The following is a 19,314-nucleotide window of genomic DNA, read 5'->3' as shown; positions in this document are numbered from 1 at the left end:
TCTCTACTTTTTCTATGTTACTGGAGCTATTATGAGCCATTTTTATCATGCCAATGAACATCAACACTCTGAAACCAGAGAACAAAATTTATTGTCCCGTTTAGCTGACTTTATTACCTATGCAAAAAATAACAGCCCCTATTATCAGGCTATATTAGCGAACATTGATGCCACGAATATCACTACTCGCTCACAACTAGCGACTTTGCCGATCACCAGAAAATCTGACCTTTTAGACATACAAAAGCAACAGCCTCCGCTTGGCGGTCTCGCATCTAAAAGTGGCCATATAAATCGAATTTTTCAATCACCGGGGCCTATTTATGACCCTGAAAATTGCCAGCAAGATTGGTGGCGAATGGGCCAAGCCTTTCATGCTGCGGGGTTTAGAGCAGGTGAGTTAGTACAAAATTGTTTGTCATACCATTTGACTCCTGGCGGTTTTATTCTTGATTCAGGGGCGCGTGCGTGTGGCTGTGTGGTTATACCCGCAGGCCCAGGGCAAACAGATCAACAACTTGACGTAATAGAAGATTTACACCCGCAAGGTTATTGTGGCACTCCCTCTTTTTTAAAAATATTACTGGATAAAGCGCAGGCAACTAAACGTGACGTTAGCAGCCTCAAAAAAGCACTGGTGACTGGAGAGGCATTATCTCATGAACTGCGCGAGTCGTTTAAACAACAAGGTATCAACACCTTACAGACTTACGCAAGTGCCGATGTAGGCTTAATTGGCTATGAAACCATTGCTGACGATGGGTTAATTATCGCTGAAGATTTAATTGTCGAAATTGTGCGCCCAGGCAGCCTCACTCCAGTCGCAGATGGTGAGATTGGTGAAGTGGTTATTACAAGTTTCAATACTGATTATCCGTTAATCCGTTTTGCAACCGGTGACTTATCGGCTATCAAGCCAGGGCAAAGTGCGTGTGGTCGGACTAACATGCGCATTCAAGGTTGGTTAGGTAGAGCCGATCAAACCACGAAAATAAAAGGTATGTTTGTTCATCCTCAACAAATAGAGCGAATTAGACTCAGTGTTAAGGGGATAAAGAAAATGCGCTTAGTGGTCAAGCTACAAGATCATCAAGACAAAATGCAGCTATTGTGTGAATACGATCAAGACCAATCAGAGCTAACTAAACTGGAACTCACCGGCGTATTGCTAGATAACTTAAAACAATACACAAAATTAAATGGCAGTGTTGAGTTGGTCGAGCTAGGCAGCTTAGCTGATGATGGCAAAGTGATTGATGATCAACGAGTCATCGGATAACCCAATTAGAACTAGGAGTTTTAATGAACAATATAGCCTTTCAAGATTATTACCCCGATGAGCTCAGCCATTGTTATGGCTGTGGCAAAAACAATGAGCAGGGTCACCAATTAAAAAGTTATTGGTATCAGGATGAGCAAAATCAAGGCAATATCGATAAAACTATCGCCCACTTTACGCCGCAACCTTGCCATACAGCAATCCCTGGCTTTGTTTATGGTGGGCTGCTTGCGTCCCTGATTGACTGCCATGGTACAGGCAGTGCCGCTGCTATAGCTTATCGATATGCAGAGCGAGAGATGGGGACTCAACCTGCATTTCGTTTTGTTACAGGGGCTTTAAATGTTAACTTTTTAGCGCCGACTCCAATGGGGGTAGAGCTGCAGCTAATAGGTAGCTTCATTGAAGTAAAACCCAACAAAGTGATTGTCGACATCACGCTATCAGCGAACAACGTGATCTGTGTTAAAGGCAGCGTAATTGCTGTGAAAATGCCAGCGAGCTTTATCAGTTAGCATTCAAAGTTAAGAGCGAACTGCCGTGTTCGCTCTTCAATTCAAAACTTAGCGCTTACCTAGCTTTTTCAGCAGTACACTGACTGATAGCGACAAAGCCATAATCACCACACCATAAATAACTAACATACCTGACGGTGTAGCAAGTTCTATTATTTGCTCGTTTGCGCCCACGCATAAGTTTGTTTTATGATTAATAGCTCCACCACTGTCTAAACAGCGGTCAACCAATAAAAACCCATGTAGCCACCATACAACAAACAAGCTTACTAAAACGCCAGCTAAAGATGGCAGTAAATTATTTTTCATAGATAAAAAACCAAACGAGAAAGTAAAATAACAGCCTCCTATAATAGCAAGCACAGTACCGAATAACCGCACTATAAGAGCCTATTTTTGAAAATAAAAATTAATACTTATGAGTTGATTTAGATGCTAATTATAGCAGTCATTCAGCTACGATAAATTACGACAATACTCAAGCTAGCATCACTTTAAACCAGCGCAGCCAATTTCAACTTCTTACCGCAGCTTATTTGATGGCATTGTGCTAACAGTAATTCAGCGGTAGCCATGGCATCGGTAAGTGCATGATGGCAACCATAATGAGGTAGCTCATACCGCGCCCTGCAGGCACTGAGAGTTAAATCGTCTAAGCCTATTTCATAGCCTTGTTGGTGCAGGCGCTTTTTTTCAATCTGAAAAGTATCAATAATCAATAAAGGCTGCACATCAATATTATGTGCTTGAAATGCCTGCTTTAAAAATCCCCAATCTAAAGTAGCATTATGAAACACCAAAATAGCATCCGAAAAATGAGCGCTTAGCTTAGCTAAAATAGCCGCTAAGCTTTTTCCATTAGCGACATCTTGCTGGGCAATTCCATGATAAACAGGACTTTGCTCAAGGCGCAGCACTTCTTTATTTATGGCGTGCTGAGCTTGGCTCAATTTAATGCATTGCTTTTCTATCAACACCCACGCAATCGAGACGATTTCATGCAGTTTTGGATCCAGTCCAGTCAACTCTAAATCAATCACTATATAGCGCTGTACTAGTGCGTTTTGAGCAAGTAATCGCTTACGTGCTAAATAACGACTCAACCAACGTTTAACCACTTAGCTTGTCACCTTATTCATAGCAAAACACATATTTATAAACTTCCACGAGCAAACTTAAATGCCGCAGCTTGTTGTGCGAGCTTGAGTAAATAAAACGCTTCTTTTAATTGATGGCGCTCTAGCGAGTTTAACCTATCTGGATTAATACAGTTACTCGGTAGTCCTTCTTCATTTATTTGTGTACGTAAACGTAATTGAGTTAAAAATCGCCAGCAGTCTTTCAAATTATATACATCGTGATTACTTAACAATGAGTGTTTCAGCAATGCATCTAAGCGCTCTTGGGTGTTTGCTCGGCGTATGCCTGCTTTTAACGCATACAAGCGCACAATGTCATTGATGATAACCACACCACGCTTTTTCAAATCAATGTATCTATGTTGCTTAGCATCTTTTTCTAACTTGAATTGATTAAATAACCCTATCGGCACAGAATTCGATTTAATATCCGTTGCCATTGCGGCGTAAAATAATTCGTTGCGAGAAATTCGGGTTAGTTGCTCACAAAATGCAGTGTAAAGTGCCGTTGAGCCTTCAATAAAACGTAAATCAAAAAATATTTTACAGTTGAGCATTGCTTCAGGTGTCGGGCTTTTGATCCAGTTAAAAAAGCGCTCACACCAATCCGATATACTCATTCTGCATAATTCGCTGCTTGCCATAATATTACCTGGGCAGCGTTTAATACCGCACTCAACCAACTGTTCGCAAACAAACTCCCCCATGCGGCGATAGTAATCTTGATGTTGCTCGCTTAAGTCATCAGGTAGTAATAAGCCGTTATCTTGATCAGAATGTAAGGTTTGCTCTTCACGCGCTTGAGAGCCAAAACAAATAAAACTAAAGCTAGTAGGAGCGGCACCGCACTCTTCTTGGAATAAATATATTAGTCGTGAGGTTAACGCATCAGTTAAGCCACTGAGTAATTTACCTATTAAAGATATATCATCAATATTATGAGAAAAACTACGCAGTAATTCTGGTACTTCTGCCGCATAACGCTTTAAATCGGCGACACTGCGAGCTTTATAAATACGGCCAATCAATTGAACGGGATCGCTCTTTTGCTGACGTAATAAGTCAGTGCTGGTGATCATGCCCAACGCTTTATGGTGTTCATCCAACACTGGTAAATGGTGAATATTATGTTTGAGCATTAAATGCAGCGCTGAAAAAACACGGTTATTTTCAAAAATAAACTTGGGTTTGACACTCATGATAGTGCTAACCGCTTGTTTGGGATCGATTTCATCGGCTAATACCCGGTTGCGTAAATCGCGATCTGTAACCACACCAACCAAGCGTTCAAATTCTGTCACCATAATCGACGAAACGCCGTGCTCTTTCATTTTTTTAGCTGCTTGGCGAATACTTGCATCAGGCGACAAAGTGACCGCTTTACGTGACATCAGTTCAGATATCTTACGTTCAGACCAACTATCGTTTTGGCTTTTATAATGTGAAGAAAGCAGCCGATTTGCATGCGCGCGAACAAAATACTGCTCAAACGTTTTATATTCACGGCGTAAGTAGTCGAAAGCATCTTGGTTGAGCATATAAACTATGCCCTCTTTTTGCACTTCTAAACGGTTTTGAATTGCCTCGCCGGTCAGCAGTGAAGGAAAGCCAAAATAATCGCCTTGTGCTAAACGAGTGATCACATCGCCTTTTGCATCCACTAAGTCATACAAACCAGAGCGAATTAAAAACAGCTTAGGTGAGGCTGATTGCAGCCATTGCGTTTGGTTTTCACGGGTTAGATAAATAACATCGAGATGTTTTATAAAGTAATCTGTTGCGCTGCTATCAAGGTCGCTAAATGGCATTTGTGCTAGCACAAACTGGGCGACTTCCTGTTGCTCATTATTCATTTGTCTACTCGCAAAAAACAATCGTACAATCACTGTACTGCTATCAACGATAAATAAAAAGCCCGACTTAAGTCGGGCTTTTGGATCTATCAATATTAATTAATAGAGTATCAGCGTTGTTAGTGAGCGTGAGCTTCACTAGACCCTTTAGGATTACGAATGCCTTCAACCATTTCTTGAATTTCAAGCGGTGTATCAGCGGTAAACTTAACCACGATTGCAGCAACTGCAAAGTTAATAAGCATACCAACTAGACCAATACCTTCTGGTGAAATACCTAAGAACCAATGCTCAGGGCTATTTAGTTCTGGGCTGATGAACTTGAAGAAGATGATATATGCCGCAGTAAAGGTAATACCTGTAACCATACCTAGAACCGCACCTTCTTTATTCATCTTCTTAGAGAAGATACCCATAATGATCGCCGGGAAGAAACTTGCTGCGGCCAAGCCGAATGCAAATGCCACCACCGACGCCACGAATCCAGGCGGATTAATACCAAAGTAAGCGGAGATAACAATCGCAACCATGGCAGCCAACCTCGCTGCGAGTAACTCTTGTTTATCGCTAATGTCTGGTTTTAAGGTCCGCTTAAGTAAATCATGCGATACCGAAGTCGAAATAACTAATAATAAGCCTGCGGTTGTTGATAGTGCCGCAGCAATACCACCGGCGGCCACAAGTGCCACGACCCATGCTGGTAAGTTAGCAATTTCAGGGTTAGCAAGTACCATGATGTCGCGGTCAACGTTAACTTCGTTAGCGCTGTTTGGATCATCAATTTTACCTGCTGTGTAGAACATTTTGCCATCACCGTTTTTATCATTGAAAGTGATTAAGCCCGTTCTTTCCCAATTTTTTACCCATACTGGTGCTTCAGCGTATTCAGTACCACTTCCGTCTTTACCATTTATGGTATCAATCATGTTAACACGGGCAAATGCTGCAACCGCTGGTGCTGTTGTGTAAACTATCGCAATGAATACTAAAGTCCATGCCGCTGAAATACGCGTATCTTTAACGCGAGGTACAGTGAAAAAGCGTACGATTACATGAGGAAGACCGGCAGTACCAACCATTAAGGCACCAGTAATAGCAAACACATCAATCATGCTCTTAGAGCCTTCAGTGTATTGTGCAAAGCCAAGTTCTGCACTTAAACCGTCCAGTTTATCAAGTACGTATACACCATCGCTGCCAATTAATGTCGCGCCAAAGCCTGTTTGTGGGAAGAAGTGACCCGTCATCATCATAGAGATAAAGATGGCAGGAACAAGGTAAGCAAATACCAGTACACAGTACTGTGCTACTTGGGTATAAGTAATGCCCTTCATACCACCGAGTACCGCATAGAAGAAGACAATAACCATACCAATGTAAACGCCAGTTTCAATTTCAACTTCTAAGAAACGTGAGAATACAACGCCTACACCACGCATTTGCCCTGCAATGTACGTAAAACAAATGAAGATGGCACATAAGATTGCCACTAAACGCGCGGTGCGTGAATAGTAACGGTCGCCGATAAAGTCTGGCACAGTAAACTTGCCGAATTTACGTAAGTAAGGTGCTAAACACATAGCAAGTAGTACATAACCACCGGTCCACCCCATTAAGTAAACGCCGCCATCATACCCTGCAAAAGAGATGATACCCGCCATTGAGATAAATGACGCAGCACTCATCCAGTCAGCGGCTGTTGCCATACCATTAGCCAGAGGCGGAACACCACCACCTGCTACATAAAACTCTTTTGTTGAGCCTGCTCGGGCCCAAATTGCAATGCCGATATAAAGCGCGAAGCTCAACCCGACAATTATAAACGTGAGTGTTTGAACATCCATTGCTTAGCTCCTATTCGTCTACGCCGTATTTTTTATCTAACGTATTCATTTTGAAAACGTACACAAAAATCAAAGCCACAAAGGTGTAAATCGCGCCTTGCTGGGAGAACCAGAAGCCAAGTTTAAACCCAAAGAAACGCACTTCATTAAGTACATCAACCAGTAATATGCCAAAGCCAAACGACACGACAAACCAAACTGCTAATAATTTAAACAGCAGTGAAATGTTTTCCGCCCAATAAGCTTTTGCTTGTTCTTCATCTTTAAAAGCCATTTTTTATTTCCTCTTTAACATCTGTAAAAAGTGATGTGTTCGATTTATTCTCGGCTATAAACTTAGCAATGCCTGAACAATATTGAATTGAGACCATAGTCGTAACAACAAGTTAACGTTTACGTAAACTGTACTGAAGCGCTTGTTACAAAAAAGTAAAAAACGTTTTCTATCATAATGTTAAGTCTTTCCACTCGGTGATTTTAACTATTCATCCAGGTTATATTGCACACTTGCGACATTAGTCTAATACATCAATAAAACATTAAATTTCTCATATATATCAAATAAATATGTTTATTTTCAGAATACTCACAAAAATTGACAGCTCAAAATAGTGAAAACTTCTGGTATGGTGTGCAATAACATAATAAAAATTGAATAAAAACATGACTGCTGCACTAATTTTTGTCGCTTTAGCGTACATTGGCATATTGTTTTGGCTAGCAAACTGGGGCGATAAAACCACACCGCTGGCAAAACGAATTAGCCATCACCCTTTTGTTTACTCCTTTTCGCTGGGTATTTACTGTACTTCGTGGACTTATTACGGCTCTGTTGGTACTGCAGCTACCAGCAGTTGGAGTTATTTACCCATTCTACTTGGTCCTGCACTGTTGTTTTTTTTCGGACAAGGATTTTTGCGCAAACTGGTACTAGTGAGTAAAAAACAAAATATCACCACCATAGCCGATTTTATCTCTGCCCGTTATGGTAAGCGTCAAACCACCGCCATTATGGTGACTATGATTGCGCTACTAGCAACTATTCCTTATATCGCCTTACAGTTAAAGGCACTGAGCAACAGCTTCTTACTACTACAAAGTGACAATAAAATATCGGGTTCAATGGTCGCGCTTTCTGCCACCCTGATCATGGCAATGTTCGCAATATTTTTTGGCACCCGTAAAGTTGATGTAACCGAATACCGTTCAGGATTAATGCTCGCAGTCGCATTTGAATCAATGATAAAACTACTGGCATTAGTAGCAGTGGCGGCTTTGGCGGTGTACACTTTGTATAATTTACCCACTGCTAATGAAGGACAAATAAAAGAATCTTTATGGCAACATTGGAATAATTTTAACTTTTTAAGCTTTAACTTTATTGGCCAATCACTGATGGCCGCTGCTGCAATCATCTGTTTGCCACGACAATTTCACGTTACTGTGGTTGATAACCAAGACAAACGTCACCTATTTACCGCTCGTTGGGCATTTCCACTGTATTTACTGCTGACTGCAGCAATGATTTTACCAATAGCCACCGCAGCTATTCATCCACAGATCGGCAATAGCTTCTCTCCTGATAGTTTTGTATTGGCACTGCCATTAATGAATGACAATGCATTGCTTACCACGTTTGTGTTTATTGGCGGAATATCTGCGGCGACTGCGATGATTGTGGTTGCCACTTTGACCCTAAGTACTATGATCTCAAATGATGTGGTATTACCGCTGATGCTGCGACGTAAATTCAAACGCAACCTGATCACCAGCAGTTATAAGCCACAAATATTACTGGTAAGGCGTTTTACCATCGCCGGTATTTTGATCTTATCGTATTTTTATCAGCAATGGTTTGGTCACGGCAAAGCACTTGCCAGCATGGGATTAGTGGCATTTTCTTTGGTAACGCAATTATTACCGGCCATTGTGGGCGGCCTATACTGGCGCAAAGGTCATGCCTACGGTGTTTATGCTGGTTTATTAGCAGGATTGATTTGTTGGATATTATTTTTAATGTTACCTATTTTAGATGCAGGTAATACACTTGACACCGAACTACAACAAACCCTTATTACCCGCGGCACACTGATCGCTTTATTTGCCAATATTGGCTGTTATATTAGTTTTTCACTGGGAGCTGATGAGCGGTTAATTGATAAAATTCAAGCAGCAGCATTCGTTAATCCCAAGGAGCAAGCAGTACTTGCAAGACGTTTAAACAAAAACGTAAAAGCCACGGTATACGATTTTAAAGTACTGTTACAAACCTTTTTAGGAGTCCAGCGTAGCCAACAAGTATTGACGCATTTTTCACTAACTCACCAACTCGGAGACAATAACACTCACCCCGATCCTGAGTTTATAGCTTACTGCGAACGCGCCTTGACTGGTGTATTAGGCGCCTCTTCAGCGCAAGCTTTGATCCACACGGTAGCATCGGGCAAGCGAATGGCATTTGAAGAAGTGGTTAACTTTTTTGATGAAACAACGCAAGCACTACAGTTTAACCAAAACCTGTTGTTCACCTCTTTAGAGAATCTCAGTCATGGTATTTCAGTTGTTGATAAAGAGCTTAATCTTGTTGCGTGGAATAAGCGCTACGCAGAAATGTTTAATTACCCAACAGGATTTTTAGAAGTAGGACAACCGATTGAGCAAATTATTCGTTACAATGCCGAGCGCGGTGAATGTGGCCCTGGTGAAATAGAACGCCAAGTAGAAAAGCGCGTGCAACATTTAAAAAATGGTAGTTCGCATCACTTTATCCGTCACCGTCGTAACGGCCTAGTGTACGAAATGATCGGTAACCCACTGCCTGATGGCGGCTTTGTTACTAGCTTTTCAGATATTACCACTCACATTGCCACACAAAATGCACTTGAAGAAGTGAATATGGATTTGGAAAATCGTATTGAAGCGCGTACCCAAGAAATTCGAACTATCAATAAAGATCTCGAAGCACAAATAGAAAGCCGTGTACAAACAGAGCAAGCACTCACTTTAGCAAAACGAGAAGCAGAGCAAGCCAATGACAGTAAAACCCGCTTTTTAGCTTTAGCAAGTCACGATATTTTACAACCGCTTAACGCCGCCCGTTTATACCTTGCTGCGATAGATGAAAAATCCCTCGCTGATAATAATATCAATAACTTCGAAAAGCTCGGTGCCAGCCTCGATTCAACAGTGCATTTAATGTCAGCCCTATTAGAAATTGCCAAACTTGAACAAGGTGCGATGACCCCCACCCCTCGCCATTTTAGTATTGATGATATCCTCGCACCACTGCGCAATGAATACGCCATTTTAACAAGCGAAAAAGGCCTCAAGCTCACAGTGCGCAGCGGACAGCATATTGTCCACAGTGATATCACCTATCTACGGCGAATTGTGCAGAACTTAGTATCAAATGCAGTTAAATACACCAATACGGGCAAAGTATTAGTAGCCTGTCGTAAACGCAAACATCACCTGCGCATTGAAGTGTGGGACACCGGCCCTGGCATTAGCGAGGTAGAGCAAGCAAAAATATTTAACGACTTCTACCGCGTAGAGGCCTCTGACAATAAAGGCGTTGGCCTTGGCCTTAGCGTAGTAAAGCGTATGGTAGATTTACTGTCGATTCGCTTAGATGTGCGCTCAACCCCGCAAAGAGGTAGCTGCTTTAGTATTGAAGTCCCTTATGGCGAAAGCCAATTTGTTCAGCAAAAACACGTTACCAATAGCTTGTTTGAAGAGCGCTCTGCAATGAATATCGTTGCCGTTGATGACGACCCTGAAAACCTAAACGCCATGGCCAGTTTATTACAAAATTGGCAAGCTAATTATCAGTTGTTTGATCAAGTTGAAGGCGTACTCGCATACGCAAATGAACGCAGCGCACCGGATGTGATATTAATGGATTATCAGTTAGGCCATGAACACGATGGTATTACATTAATTAAAGCCCTGCGGGAAATTTGGCAAACCAATGTGCCGGCAATTTTAATCACCGCAGTACGCGACGTAGAGCTAAAACAAGCGACTAAAGCCGCTGATATTCATTATTTGTCTAAACCAATCAAGCCAGGGAAATTAAAAGCACTGCTAAACCATAGTACGTGAAGGGAAAGGCGCTAGGCAAAAGATTAGAACAGATTGGCGTTAAACAACATAACTAAGTACACCCAACAACCTTATTGGGTGTACTGCTTGAGTTAAATTACCCCGCTGGTGCTTTACTCCTGAGCTTTTGAAACAGCCAGCTTAGGCCAACGAGCGACAGGCCTAAACCAATAAATGATACAGCTTTGAGCAAGCCGGTCAGGCTTGCCATATCAATTAAGAATACCTTCACGATAACCGCGCCGAGAATGCCTAAGCCGACTTTTTGTAGTAGCAACTGTTGTTTTAAATGCCCGGTAATGACCACCAACGCGCCAAGTAATAACCAAATGATCGAATAGCTGTATAGCTCGGCGTCACTGGTCGCTTTATCAAGATAAATGAACCCGCCTTGCCAATATTGGCGGATCAATGTGTTGATAGCTAACACTGCTAATAAGCCTGATGCACCCAGTACTATTTTACTAAACTTAGCATTAAGTGGTTTAACTAATTTAGCCAACCACAGTGTAAGAATACTTGGTACGAGCCAGGTTAATAACAGCCAATTAAATAATGGCATTTCACCAACGTAAAGGCGTATAAATAGTGGATTTTCATATAATGCTGTACTTATCAACAACAAGCCAGCGAGTCCCGCAAGTGCAAGCCCTGCAATGCGATAAAGTTTACCCAGTTTCCCTGCGCTGTGTGACCGATGCAAATAAACGCAGCCAAGTGCTAACCAATTACAACTGAGTAATACCTGCTCATAAAAGCTTAAAGAAGTAAGCTGTGGATAATGCCCGACTAGTTGATAGCTGGTCTCGGTGGTGATAAATAATGCTAAGCAATGTAATGCAGCCCCTTCGAGCCAAATTTTCATATCTGTTTGTTGCCACTGTTTTGCGGCAAACCAAAATAACCCAACCGCTGATGGATACACAATTGCGCTCCAATGCATTGAAAATATGGTTAGATCAAAATAATGTGCCGTCCACGGTGCAAAGGTTAGCCTTGCCAGCACCACAGCCACCAGCACTTTAATAGGCCAATGCGGCATAGGCACATCATGGCGTTTCACCAGATAGCTAATAACCAACACTTGAGCAGCCAGTGCGAGGGTTAACCCGCTATCGGCTAATAACATAGTTAAACAAAGAGTTATATTAGCATTAGCGCCAACCCAATAACTAAACTGCTGCCATTGAGTGTGAGCTGTTTGTGCGCGTTTAATTAATACACCACTCGTAACTAGCAACAATACAGTCCATAGCGGATACGCAACGCCTAAGCCTTGCTCGGGTGTTATAGTATAGAGCGTTGCAATCAAGGTAAACACACTAAACGCAGCCACTAAATGAAACATTAAACGTTTATAGTAACGCGCGCCAAAATAAAGCCCGTATAGACAAAGCCCAACCGCGAGTAATAACCCTACGCCATACATTTCCCTAAATACAAACAAATGATCATTGCTATCGACACTATAACGTTGTTGTCTAAAGACTAATAACATCGCAACCACTAACGCCAAACCTTGCCAAAGATCCCAACGACTATTTTGCAGCACTAAAAATAACAGCATGACGATTAAACACACCATCACAATTTGCCATTGTAAGCTCACTGCCTCTGCCATTATCGTCAGCAATAAAGGAATTACTATCGCTAGCAATAACGGATGATCCGGCTGTAATTTTAATAATCGCTGTAAACTATGTGGGCGATATTCTAATAAACGCAAAGTTAAACCTAATCGTGCAATGGCAATTAAACCAATAATAGAGAGCAGTGCAAAACCACCAACAATCCAATATTGCTGCGTATTGATTACACTCAGTGCCACCCAATACCAACCTATATGCCCAGCCCATAGTAAATACCACAACCAATTACGTTTTACTTTTTGCGCCACTAATACCGCAGCAAAAGTAACAAAGCCAATGTACATCAATAACGCCATTAAGTTACAACTGCCAGTATTAACCCAAATCGGCACGCTGTAAGCGCCAACTATGCCAAGCACGGCCAATAAAGGCCCTAAACGCAGCGCCATAGAGCTTGCAGCCAGTGCAATTACTGCCAGCATCACAAACGCCACGGTTGGGCTTAACATGGCATAGCTTGAATAAGCTAATAACGTTAATGCAAAGCAGTTAATAAACCCGCCACCTGCAAGTGCTGCAGGCACGTAATTATTAAAGCCTTCGAAGACAATACCTTTTCTATGTAAATACTCGGCACCGGCAATTAATGCGACACCAAATAAGCCCCCTAAGGTGAGTCGTAAGCTTGGTGATAATAAGCCGGCATCAAGACTGTATTTTGCTAAAAATATCCCCCCAAAGGCCAGCGCGACGCCGCCAATCCAGATCATCCAATTTTCTTGGAACTGTGTTTTTAATTTACTAAAGAATATATCAATAACTGAGGGAGAAGCTTGTTTCTGGCGAGAAGTTGTTATTATAGTCGGTGCGGTGTTTACGTATTTTTTTACCGGTGGTTGCTGATGTAAAATTGCCTCAGCTTGGGATGATCGTTCTAGCGTAACCGGATGCTCTACTTGCGGCTCAGTTATATTAGCAGCAATGTCTCGCGGCACTTGATGCTGCCCGGTATTGTCTACCATGACTCCACGCAGTTGTTTTTTTAACATCGCAATATCTTGCTTTAACGTACTTATTTGCGTTAAAGCAATAAAACCGGCAATAGAGCCTGCGACTACAACTAACGATAAAATGACTATGAGCCCTAAAACATCGTCCATTTTTCAATCCTTGACTGCTTTTAATATTCCCTTATAACGTAAAGTGTATTGAAAATATACCCAAAAATCTCAGCCTCGCTATTACGAGGCTGAAATTAAAGTAAGATTACTCTACCGAATCAGTAACCGTTCGCTCTAGCGTCATTTTATAGCCAGTGCTGGTTGTTTCATCATGCTCAAGAATTAATATGTAGTTACCTTCTTGGCTAAAGTCCATATCGCCTTGTTGCATGAGTACAATTTGCTGGCCATTATCTTCATAAAGCACATAAGTGGTGTAAATTTCATTATCGACAACCTGATCTTCTTGATCATACTGATCGATGCCATCAATAATATTTTTAGCATCATCTACGGTTTCACCATTGAGGGTAAATACCACATCAACGTCAGTAATATTTTGCCCCGCGTAACTATCAATTAAGTTAACGACTGTCACCTTATGACTGTAGCTACTTGGCGTTAAGGTTTCTTTTACTGTCATCATTCGCGGGCCGTAATCTTTATCTTTATAAAAAACACCAACATTACTTTGCTCGCGCTCAAGGGTTAGTAAAAAGTTATCAACAATTGCATTTCCTTGTTCATCTAACATAGCAATACTGTAACTGTTTGGAGCAAGCTCAATGTAGTTTGAGTAGCTGTCATTAGCGGTTACTTGCGAAGTGCTGCTTGCGCTCCCCCGCGTTGCACTAAAGCTAGTTTGCGGGTAATCATCAATAGTATTGATAAAACGCAATTGCCCTTGGGCATTTTGATGTTTGAGCGTGGTTACGGTATTGCTTGAAGTAACGAGATCTAGCGTAATACCATGTTCTTCAGTGGCGTAACTTGATCTGATCATCGCAACATAACTGGCATCATCATTTAGGTAAATCGAAGCAGACTCAAATAGCACATCAGTACTGCCGCTTTGAGTTAAATACAGTGTGTAATATCCTTCATCAAAGCTTTGCAGTGCCAGTTCGTTTAAATACCGTGGTGATGCAATTAACTCAGCGGTTTCAAATAAGCCATCATCATTTGCTAAATACACATCAAAACTAATATTTTCTCCGGCAATATTAAAGAAGCCTAAATTAATAGCCCCTTCATCACTGCCGGTTGGTAAACTTAACTCACTGAATGTTGGCTCTGAAAAATCGCCATTCATCACCCATAATTGGGTCATGTCGTCTTTTACCGAAACTGCTTTTTCACTGATCGTTATATAACTGTCGTTTGCATCAAGGTACTTAAAGCTCACATCATAGTTATTAGCACTGTAATTATGACGAGTGGTAACGCCACCAAAATCAGTGCCTGAGCGTTCAGCATCTTCGATAAATAAACGGGTGTACGGGCTATTATAAGAGCCATTGTATAATTGGATATAACCACTTTTACTCGAGCTTGAGTCATCGCCAGAGCACGCAGTTAGGGTTGCAAGTAAAGAGGTTGTTAGTGCAGTTTTAAATAACGGGCCACGCATGTAATCAATTCCTTATTGTTAATAGTTTGAATTTGACCATTAACAAAAGCAATAATTCCATGATTTACAAAGCATTACCTCCACTTACAAATATTTACGCAACCGTAAATAAATGTACAAACATGCAAAAAAATGCACAATTTAACACATTAAAACAACAAAAAACCAGCGTAGTTACACTGGCTTTTATGCAAAATATAAGTTTATCGAGTGCGTTTAGAAAAACTAAAACTACCTTCATCAATAATACTGCCCGTTAAATCTCGTGGCGTGGTATAAAAGCTCACATCAAGCTTATTGGCTTGATTATCCAGACTGATGTGGCTAAACCCCCATACAAAGCTTTTTGACCAAAGCAAATCATATTCAGGATATTGGCGTTCTTGAAACTGTGCAAACGGGGTATGTTTACCACGCATTTTAGACGCAGCGCCAGAAATGATCAGCGGCAATTTGCCAACGCTATTACCGGTATCAAACTTTGAGCAATCATCGGTTAGTAACTCTAAGTCATGCTCGTGGCCGGCAATATAACCATCTGCATATTTGCAAAGAGTTGGCATTAGTAATTTACGCAGTACGTGGCCTTCACTATATTTAGTGCCCCCAATTGACCATAAAATATGATGCCCATAAACCAGTTTCCATTTAGCAGTCGAGTTTGCAATGCCTTGTTCAAGCCATATAAGCTGAGCTAGGTCTTCATCATTTTGTGGCCCTTCATGGGGGTCGTGTACTTCAAGATCTGCGCGGCCATCACGTATTGCTTGTTGCTCATCTGCTTCGCTGCCATCTGGGTTTAGCGGCACATCATAATAACTTTGCCCTGCCAGTAACATATTGGTATCGAGTACAAAAAACTCTACATCGTTACCCGGCTCACCCATTTTGTAGCTATAGTAGCCTTTTTCGTCTAGGTGAAAGTTCGCTTGCTCTGCCATCCATTGCGTTTGTACCGCTACGCCTTTGCGCGAGCTTTTCCAATCATGATTACCTAATGCGGAATACACCACTAAATTAGGCTCAGCTTTAAATAATGGCTCAAGCGGCGCATACACTAAGTCTTGTAAACGTTTTTGGTCGTCTTTACCATCATTAGCATCGGCACCATCAGGGTATACGTTATCACCGAGCTGAATAGCAAATTGGCACGCTTTTGTTTCACACAATTTTGCCATTGCGATCCCCACAGCCTGAGCGCCCCCTTGCTCTGTAGCAATCTCAGTGCCTGGATAAATATATATTGGTGCATGGTCAAATTCATCGCGAGGGCGATAATCTTCTAACCAATCAGCAAGCTCTGCGGCTATAAACTGTTGCTTGTTTTTAGGGTTGGTTATGTGTTTAGTTTTTGGATAGTCAACATGATAACCACCATCACCAAAAGCTAAAAACTCAATCTTGTCGGAGGCTTTTTTACTGGTACTTGCGACGTCAGTACTGCTTTGTTTGTTACTTTGAGCTGTGCAACCCACCGTTGCTAAACATGCGGTTAGTGCAATATACAAAATAGTTTTATTAATCATAATATCCTCAACAATGAGCCTACTGTTAAGCAGGCTCATATGTTCACCTTACAAAGAAGAAAACGTAAAACCTAGCTCAAATGTACGACCGTAAGATTCGTACTGGTAGTTGTAACGTTTTTCGCCGTGATACAAGTACATTGGCTCATCTGTTAGGTTGGTGGCATTGAAATACAAGTTCATATTATCGTTTAAGTAATATTTACTGCTGAAATCCAATTGCATGTGGCTATCTTCATAAACCGCCATATCAGCATCATCAAACTGAAAACTCTCACTCTTATATGATGCGCTTAAACGAGTGCTAATAGCATGATTTTCAAAGCCCACAATGATATTTGCCACTGTGTCTGCTTGATTTGGTAATTTTTCATCCGCATCAATAAAGGTTCCGTTTGCACCAAGCACAAATCCTGATTTAAAGGTTTTGTTCCAGTTTAGCTCGATCCCCGTTAATGACGCTTTACCGCCATTAACCATTTGCACTACTTCGTCAAAACCATCCCAATCACCGTTATCTTGTACTTCTTGTTGAATAATAAAGTTGTCGATGTCTTTATAGAAAACACCTGCAGATAACACCCCAATGGAACCAGGATAATATTCGATTGATGCGTCTAAGTTCATTGATTCATAAGGGTCGAGAGCTGGATTACCGACTTCAGCTTTACGCTCTGTAACCATTACACCTTCATCTTCAACTGTTTCAGTTTCAATTAATTGGTAAGCGGCCGAATCGCTAAAGGTTGGCCGCGCGATAGTATTGGTGTAAGCAAAACGGGTCACTAGTTTATCGCTGATGTTATAGCGTAAATTTAAGCTTGGTAAAAAGTAGTCATAATCTTTATTTACTTGCCAAGGCGTGGTGGTAACAGTTTCTGTATCACTTACTTTATCGACTACTAAGTCAACTTGGTTACCTTGCGTTTCAAACTTAGTACCTTCATAACGCACGCCCGCGACAACATGTAACTTATCAATATCCATGCTAACCATCGCATAAGCGGCGGTAATATCTTCATTACTTACATAACTTTGACCATCAGATTCAACTTGTGACTCATTACTATTGAAAGCAAACGCCTCTTTATTTTTTCTCACAAAGGCTTGAATCGCGCCGCGATCAAGGCCCGGTCCAAAACTTCCCAAATCAAAGTCAGGTGCAGGCGCGGCAAAGTCGCTACCAAGAGCATCTAAAAAGTCGCCATCATAAATAGCAACCTTTACATCATTACGCTTTTCGCGATTTTGATGTTTAAAACCAAACTTAAATTCACCATTATTATTTTGCCACACAAAATCACGGCTGAAGTCGAGTTTAAAGCTAAGCTCTTCGTCTTCACTAAGGTTATTGGCCGCTTCAATTTTATCCATCTCAAACAGGCTTAAATCGTGGGCATTAGTCGATTGGCTTAATAATGGAGTATCAACGCGCGCAATGTAGCCCATATCAATATCTTTACCAGCAAAGGTCACATCTAAGCGGTTTGGCTCTTTTTCTTCTGATTTAGAATAACCAACATTATATTCAACAAACCAATTATCTAATTGATTTTCACCACCAAGTACCAGTGAAAGAATACTTTGTTCTTCATAACGGTCTTTGGTATCGCGGTCCATTTCTGCACCACTAAAGTTTGCACCGCTCTCGTTGCTATCTAATAGTTTGCCATCGCTAAACTTATACTCATTACGTTGGCGATACTCATCATCAGAAAAGTCACTATATAGTGTGCGTAAATAATATTTATCAGTGGCGCCGCTGTGTAAATCTAAATTAAGTGCTGCACCTAAACGCTCACGGGTAATTTGATACTGGCGTTGCTCAATTTCTTCAGCGCCAAATAATGAGACCTTGTCGCCAGTTGCTGCATCTTCAACATCAAATTCACTCCAACCACCGTCGGTCTCCATATTACGTGAACCAAAATCACGCTTAAACCACGAAATAGCTGTTGCTACACCTAGATCAAGACCACCATCAAGCTCATAAACATTAGTGTAACTACCTGAAAGCTTCGGGCTAGTTTTTGACTCTAATTCGTTATATGAGCCCTGCGCAGTAAAACTATAGCTTTCACCTGCTTTATCAAAGGCACTTAAGCTTTTTACTTCGATAGAGCCACCAATAGCACTGGCATCCATGTCTGGGGTAACAGTTTTACTTACTTCTAAACTTTGAATTAGTTCACTTGGCAATACATCCATCGCCACAGAGCGAACACCGGCCTCAGGCGACGGCACATTTAAGCCATTAACCGTAACGTTGTTTAAATTTGGATCAATACCGCGAATACCAACAAATCGCCCTTCACCTTGGTCGCGAGCGATAAAAATACCCGGTAAACGCTGTAATGCTTCTGCTGCGTTTTGATCAGGGAACTGGCCAATCGAGTCTGCACTGACTACCGATTTTAAATTAGTTGCGTTTTTTTGACGGTTAATTGCGCCTGCTTGGCCAGCACTTTGGCCATAAACAATGATATTGTCGATGGCTTCTTGTTGCTCACCAATAATAATTTGTTGTGTAAAAACTTGTGAATCAACCACCGTAATTTTTTGTTCTACCGATGGTGCACCAATGTAATCAACCACTAGGGTGTAATCACCCGCTGGCAACTTATTAAATGAAAAAGAACCATCGCGGTTACTTACCGTATTTAAGTTTAACTCTTTAACCGATACTTTCGCGCCGCCAAAATACACACTTTGGCTGGCATCAGTGATGCGACCTTGCACACGACCATCCGCTAAGGCTGGGGTCGCATATAAAATACCACAACACGCTAATGCAATACTCGATTTGATAAAAGGGTTCATAATTGTTCTCTTGG

Annotated in this window: 12 protein-coding genes; 3 read left to right on the top strand and 9 right to left on the bottom strand. The window is 41.4% G+C overall.

Annotated elements, in window-relative coordinates; all coding sequences use genetic code 11:
• The first annotated feature begins 31 nt into the window (after nucleotides 1-31).
• Entirely contained in the window at nucleotides 32-1,279 is a 1,248-nt protein-coding gene (locus H5232_RS00780; protein ID WP_182830460.1) for a phenylacetate--CoA ligase family protein, read from the top strand.
• Between the two features lie 23 nt (nucleotides 1,280-1,302).
• Nucleotides 1,303-1,794 (top strand): PaaI family thioesterase, encoded by a 492-nt coding sequence (locus H5232_RS00775; protein ID WP_145235331.1) that lies wholly within the window; start codon nucleotides 1,303-1,305, stop codon nucleotides 1,792-1,794.
• Between the two features lie 48 nt (nucleotides 1,795-1,842).
• On the opposite strand, the gene H5232_RS00770 is transcribed toward H5232_RS00775, so the two are convergent.
• The 5 genes from H5232_RS00770 to H5232_RS00750 form a co-directional block, all read right to left on the bottom strand.
• Complete coding sequence (locus H5232_RS00770) at nucleotides 1,843-2,103, bottom strand: hypothetical protein (RefSeq protein ID WP_149982125.1); 261 nt, start codon at nucleotides 2,101-2,103, stop codon at nucleotides 1,843-1,845.
• Between the two features lie 185 nt (nucleotides 2,104-2,288).
• Complete coding sequence (locus H5232_RS00765; RefSeq protein WP_182830459.1) at nucleotides 2,289-2,912, bottom strand: 3'-5' exonuclease; 624 nt, start codon at nucleotides 2,910-2,912, stop codon at nucleotides 2,289-2,291.
• A 35-nt stretch (nucleotides 2,913-2,947) separates the two neighbouring features.
• Nucleotides 2,948-4,786, bottom strand: a complete 1,839-nt coding sequence (locus H5232_RS00760; protein WP_182830458.1) for a DUF294 nucleotidyltransferase-like domain-containing protein — start codon at nucleotides 4,784-4,786, stop codon at nucleotides 2,948-2,950.
• A gap of 119 nt (nucleotides 4,787-4,905) precedes the next feature.
• Nucleotides 4,906-6,630, bottom strand: coding sequence for a sodium:solute symporter family protein (locus H5232_RS00755; RefSeq protein WP_149982128.1), 1,725 nt, complete (start codon nucleotides 6,628-6,630; stop codon nucleotides 4,906-4,908).
• Between the two features lie 10 nt (nucleotides 6,631-6,640).
• Nucleotides 6,641-6,904, bottom strand: coding sequence for a DUF4212 domain-containing protein (locus tag H5232_RS00750; RefSeq protein WP_004586074.1), 264 nt, complete (start codon nucleotides 6,902-6,904; stop codon nucleotides 6,641-6,643).
• Nucleotides 6,905-7,293: 389 nt separating this feature from the next.
• Between H5232_RS00750 and H5232_RS00745 the strand changes: the two genes are divergently transcribed.
• The gene (locus H5232_RS00745) at nucleotides 7,294-10,734 is read left to right on the top strand and encodes a PAS-domain containing protein (RefSeq protein WP_182830457.1); all 3,441 of its coding nucleotides are present in this window, start codon (nucleotides 7,294-7,296) and stop codon (nucleotides 10,732-10,734) included.
• A 97-nt stretch (nucleotides 10,735-10,831) separates the two neighbouring features.
• Here the strand turns inward: H5232_RS00745 and H5232_RS00740 are convergent, their stop codons facing one another.
• From H5232_RS00740 to H5232_RS00725, 4 genes are all read right to left on the bottom strand, one after another.
• Nucleotides 10,832-13,483 (bottom strand): DUF2339 domain-containing protein, encoded by a 2,652-nt coding sequence (locus tag H5232_RS00740; RefSeq protein ID WP_182830456.1) that lies wholly within the window; start codon nucleotides 13,481-13,483, stop codon nucleotides 10,832-10,834.
• A gap of 106 nt (nucleotides 13,484-13,589) precedes the next feature.
• A complete protein-coding gene (locus H5232_RS00735) occupies nucleotides 13,590-14,954 on the bottom strand; it encodes a hypothetical protein (RefSeq protein ID WP_182739729.1) in 1,365 nt (454 codons plus the stop codon).
• A gap of 203 nt (nucleotides 14,955-15,157) precedes the next feature.
• Nucleotides 15,158-16,480: a metallophosphoesterase gene (locus H5232_RS00730; protein WP_182717232.1), complete on the bottom strand. Its 1,323-nt coding sequence runs from the start codon at nucleotides 16,478-16,480 to the stop codon at nucleotides 15,158-15,160.
• A 48-nt stretch (nucleotides 16,481-16,528) separates the two neighbouring features.
• Nucleotides 16,529-19,300 (bottom strand): TonB-dependent receptor, encoded by a 2,772-nt coding sequence (locus H5232_RS00725; RefSeq protein WP_182783724.1) that lies wholly within the window; start codon nucleotides 19,298-19,300, stop codon nucleotides 16,529-16,531.
• Between the last annotated feature and the right edge of the window lie 14 nt (nucleotides 19,301-19,314).

The sequence above is a fragment of the Pseudoalteromonas sp. SG41-5 genome (genome assembly GCF_014164495.1).
In the GTDB taxonomy this organism is placed as follows: domain Bacteria; phylum Pseudomonadota; class Gammaproteobacteria; order Enterobacterales; family Alteromonadaceae; genus Pseudoalteromonas; species Pseudoalteromonas rhizosphaerae.
This window is presented reverse-complemented; position numbering and strand designations above follow the sequence as displayed.